The sequence below is a fragment of the Cellulomonas sp. P5_C6 genome (assembly GCF_054049635.1).
Genome location: NZ_JBFULZ010000276.1, coordinates 1 through 4,092 on the forward strand (window position 1 = coordinate 1; position 4,092 = coordinate 4,092).

Annotated in this window: 5 protein-coding genes and 1 pseudogene; 4 read left to right on the forward strand and 2 right to left on the reverse strand. The window is 72.8% G+C overall.

All coding sequences use genetic code 11. The annotated features are described in order from the left end of the window. Positions 1 to 242 (forward strand): annotated as a pseudogene (locus tag ACXJKG_RS19905) (hypothetical protein); the annotation flags it as partial. Between the two features lie 3 nt (positions 243 to 245). Here ACXJKG_RS19905 and ACXJKG_RS19910 read toward each other — a convergent pair. Beyond that, a complete protein-coding gene (locus ACXJKG_RS19910) occupies positions 246 to 449 on the reverse strand; it encodes a hypothetical protein (protein WP_456847460.1) in 204 nt (67 codons plus the stop codon). A gap of 57 nt (positions 450 to 506) precedes the next feature. On the opposite strand from ACXJKG_RS19910, the gene ACXJKG_RS19915 reads away from it, so the two are divergent. Beyond that, positions 507 to 941 carry a MarR family winged helix-turn-helix transcriptional regulator gene (locus ACXJKG_RS19915; RefSeq protein ID WP_456847461.1) on the forward strand — a complete coding sequence of 145 codons (435 nt, stop codon included), beginning with the start codon at positions 507 to 509 and terminating at the stop codon, positions 939 to 941. Here ACXJKG_RS19915 and ACXJKG_RS19920 read toward each other — a convergent pair whose 3' ends face one another. Continuing rightward, a complete protein-coding gene (locus ACXJKG_RS19920; protein WP_456847462.1) occupies positions 942 to 1,313 on the reverse strand; it encodes a VOC family protein in 372 nt (123 codons plus the stop codon). Positions 1,314 to 1,420: 107 nt separating this feature from the next. On the opposite strand from ACXJKG_RS19920, the gene ACXJKG_RS19925 reads away from it, so the two are divergent. Both ACXJKG_RS19925 and ACXJKG_RS19930 read left to right on the forward strand, forming a co-directional pair. After that, the gene (locus tag ACXJKG_RS19925) at positions 1,421 to 2,197 is read left to right on the forward strand and encodes an LLM class F420-dependent oxidoreductase (protein WP_456847463.1); all 777 of its coding nucleotides are present in this window, start codon (positions 1,421 to 1,423) and stop codon (positions 2,195 to 2,197) included. Between the two features lie 30 nt (positions 2,198 to 2,227). Continuing rightward, the gene (locus ACXJKG_RS19930; protein WP_456847464.1) at positions 2,228 to 3,889 is read left to right on the forward strand and encodes a metallophosphoesterase family protein; all 1,662 of its coding nucleotides are present in this window, start codon (positions 2,228 to 2,230) and stop codon (positions 3,887 to 3,889) included. Positions 3,890 to 4,092: the final 203 nt, after the last annotated feature.

Here is a 4,092-nt window from a genome sequence, read left to right on the forward strand (position 1 = left end):
GTGCCCTGGCGCAGAAGATCGCGAACGAGCGGGTCGGGCTGTACGGGGAGTCGTGGGAGCGCGGGGAGCTCCCGGAGCACGTGGCGACGGAGTTCTGCGTGCCGCCCACGTGGCCCGCGCCGCCGCCCGGGTGGCAGCCGACGCCCCGGTTCCGGCCCGACCCGTCCTGGGACGTCGTCCCCGCGGGCTGGAGGTTCTGGCACGTGGTGCCGGTGCAGGAGAGCGGCGGAACCGGCGGCTGAGGGTCAGGCCCCGGCGGCCGGGCGCTGCACCAGGAACGACCGGCCGTTCGCGTCGACCACGCGCTCGAACCCCTGCTGCAGCTCGGCGTCCCGGGCGCGCTCGTCGTCCGTGAGCGCCTTGCGCGGCCCGCGGATGTTGCCCACCTGCGCGGGGCCGAGGTAGGTGACCAACCACTCGGTCATGTCGCGGCGACGCTTCTTCGGCACGGATGTCTCCTCGGTAGTTCGTGCCCTAACTATATGCACACGATCTACCATGCGGGCATGGACGATCCCCTCGCCGTCGAGGCCCAGGTGTGCCTGACCGTCTCCGCGGCGGCGCGCAGCCTCGTCGCGTTCTACCGGCCCCTGCTCGAGCCGCTCGGGCTGACGCACCCGCAGTACCTCGCGATGCTCGCGCTCTGGCAGTACGGGCGGCTCTCGCTCAAGGAGCTCGCCGCGCTGCTGCACCTGGAGCCGGCGACCGCGTCGCCGCTGGTCAAGCGGCTGGAGGCGATGGGCCTGGTCCGCCGGGAGCGGTCCGCCGACGACGAGCGCGCGCTCGACATCGTCGTCACCGACGCCGGCCGCGCGATGCGGCAGGACGCCGTCGGCATCCCGGCCGCGATGGTCGACGGGCTCGGCCTGACCCTCGAGCAGATCGAGCAGGTCCGCGCCGCGGCGGGGCTGCTCATCGCCGCGACGGCGGACGCGCGCTGATCAGGAGGGACGGATCATCTGCTGCACGGCCCAGCGGTTGCCGTCGGGGTCCGTGAAGAACGTGAACCGTCCCCACGGGAACTCCACGACCGGCTCGGCCTCGACGCCGCGAGCGACCAGGAGGTCGTGGACGGCGTCGGCGTCGTCGACCACCACCTGCAGCCCCTGCTGCGCGCCGGGCGGCATCGACGTCATGGTCACGTCGAGCACGATCGAGCAGGCGGAGCCCGGCGGAGTCAGCTGCACGAACCGGAGCGTCTCGTCGACGGTGACGTCGTGGTCGGCGACGAACCCGACCTGGTCGACGTAGAACGCCTTCGCGCGGTCGATGTCGCTGACGGGGACGGAGACGAGCTCGAGCTTCATGTCCATGGGGACCTCCTTGTATCGGCGTGAACACCAGCATCCCTGCGGAACAGGTCAGTTCCTGACCGCTTCTCGCACGGCCCGATCCCGGACCCGTCCGTAGGCTCGACACCATGACGCACCCCTTCCGCATCGGAGTCCAGCTCCAGCCCCAGCACGCCGAGTACACCCAGATCCGCGACGCGGTCCGCCGCGCGGAGGACCTCGGGGTCGACATCATCTTCAACTGGGACCACTTCTTCCCGCTCTCGGGGGACCCGGACGGCAAGCACTTCGAGTGCTGGACCATGCTCGGCGCCTGGGCTGAGCAGACGAGCACCGTGCAGATCGGCGCGCTGGTCACGTGCAACTCGTACCGCAACCCCGAGCTGCTGGCGGACATGGCCCGGACCGTCGACCACATCAGCGGCGGCCGGCTGATCCTCGGGATCGGCGCCGGCTGGTTCGAGAAGGACTACGACCAGTTCGGCTACGAGTTCGGTACCGCGGGCGCGCGGATCGCGGACATGGCGCAGGCGCTCCCGCGGATCAAGGCGCGCTGGGCGGCGTCCAACCCGACCCCGACGCGGGAGATCCCGGTGCTCATCGGCGGCGGCGGCGAGCGCAAGACCCTGCGCGTCGTCGCGGAGCACGCGGACGTGTGGCACTCGTTCGGGGACGTCGGCACGCTGACCCGCAAGAGCGCGATCCTCGACGAGCACGGCGCCGAGGTCGGCCGCGACACGGGCTCGCTGGTCGAGCGGTCGGTCGGGGTCGGGGTCTCGCCCGAGAAGGTGGCCGACGCCCTCGTCGCCGCCGGGGCGACGCTGTTCACGATCGGCGCCAGCGGTCCGGACTACGACCTCTCGCTGGCCGCCGAGTGGGTGGCCTGGCGCGACGCGCAGTCCTGATCCGGCCCGCCCCGCATAGGCTCGGAGGCGATGAGCCACCCGAGCGGCCTGGAACCGGGCGTCGAGCGTCGATGGTGGCCGCGCGCCCTCCTCGCGGTCGGTGCCGTGCTCGTCGCCCTCGTCTTCGGGATCACGACCGCGTCGGTCGAGGGCAGCCTCGGGCCGCACGAGGCGCGGTACGACGTCACGACGGACGACACGGTGACCGTCGACCTCGGGCCGCTCGGGACGCTGCAGATCGACTCGCCGCTCCCGCTCACGCTCGGGGTGCGCGTCACGGTGCAGGAGATCCCGGCCGCCGTCACCGAGCTCGACCAGGCGCGGACGCTCCAGGCGCTCAGCGGTGACCTGCAGAGCTACCTGCAGTTCTTCTCGGGGCCGCAGGCGACCGTGCAGGACGTCGCCCGGGCGCTGGTCACCGACGCGCTGGAGCGGACCGCGCTGGCGCTCGCGGTCCTGCTCGGCGCCTGGTTCCTCGCTCGCGGGCTCCTCGGTGCGGTCCGGCGCGAGGAGCTCCGGGTCCGAGTGCACCCGTACGCGCGGCCCGTGGTCGTCGGGGTGATCGCCGTCGTGCTCGTCGGGACCGTCACGACGTCGAGCCTCGGGCAGCGCGACCAGCCGACCGACTCGGCACCGGCGTCGGCGGTTTTCGACGGCACGCCGCTCGAGGGCGCGCGCGTCACGGGCCGGCTGGGCGGCGTGATCGACACCTACGGCGGGCAGGTCGTCGCCGAGCTGCGCAAGAACCAGAAGTTCTACGACGAGGCGAACGCGTCGCTGAAGGTGGCGTGGGACGACCGGCAGGAGACCCTCGACGCGTGGGCGGACGCGCAGCCGACCGCGACCCCGGACCCGAGCCCGAGCGGGAGCGAGAGTCCGACCCCGACCCCCACCRTCGTCGACGAGGCCGACCTGGTCACGGTCGTCCTGGTCTCGGACCTGCACTGCAACGTCGGCATGGCCCCCCTCATCCGCACCCTCGTGCTCCGGTCGAAGGCGGACCTGGTGCTCGACGCCGGCGACACCACCCTCAACGGCACATCCGTCGAGCAGTACTGCGTCACCACGTTCGCCCGGGCGATCCCGGACGGCGTCGAGCTGGTGACGTCGCCGGGCAACCACGACTCGCAGCAGACCTCGACCAACTACGCGAAGGCGGGCGCGACCGTCCTGGGCGGCAAGGTGGTCGAGGTCGACGGCCTGCGCATCCTCGGCGACCGCGACCCCAACGAGACGCGGGTCGGGGCGGGGGGCACGGCGCTGGCCGGCAAGGAGTCGGCCGACGACGAGGCCGACCGGCTGGCCGAGGTCGCGTGCGACGACTCCGACGGTGTGGACCTCCTGCTCATCCACACGCCGGCGGTGGGCCAGCCCGCCCTCGACAGCGGCTGCGTCCCCGCGCAGATCTCGGGCCACCTGCACAAGCGGTACGGACCCGAGCGCGAGGGGCTCGGCGTGCGCTACATCAGCTCCAGCACGGCGGGCGCGACGCTCGGCCAGCCCACGGTCGGGCCGCTGAACGGCATCGCGGAGATGACCGTGCTGCGTTGGGACCCCGCCTCACGCCGGTTCGTCGACTACCAGCTGGTGCAGGTCCGGCCCGACACCACCGCGAGCGTCAGCGGTCGGCTGAGCTGGCCGCCGACGCCCGTCGAGCCCCCGATCTCCGGCGCCACGCCTTCACCCGTGTGATCCCGGTCATACCGGCCTAAAGTGGACGTGCGCGCGGACCGGGGCCGTCGTCGGCCCCGCCCGCGCCCATGAAGGAGTGGGCAGGGTGTCCCGACGTGGCTCTGCGGTCGGCCCGGCACGAGGTGTGCACGCGCACCTCGCGCTCCGCGTCGCGCTGACCAGCGCCTTCGTCCTCGTCGGCAGCGTCCTGGTCGCCCCCGGAG

Coding starts and splice junctions, on each gene's coding strand:
- ACXJKG_RS19915 (WP_456847461.1), top strand. CDS start 507: ATGGACGATCCCCTCGCCGTCGAGGCCCAGGTGTGCCTGACCGTCTCC.
- ACXJKG_RS19920 (WP_456847462.1), bottom strand. CDS start 1,313: ATGGACATGAAGCTCGAGCTCGTCTCCGTCCCCGTCAGCGACATCGAC.
- ACXJKG_RS19925 (WP_456847463.1), top strand. CDS start 1,421: ATGACGCACCCCTTCCGCATCGGAGTCCAGCTCCAGCCCCAGCACGCC.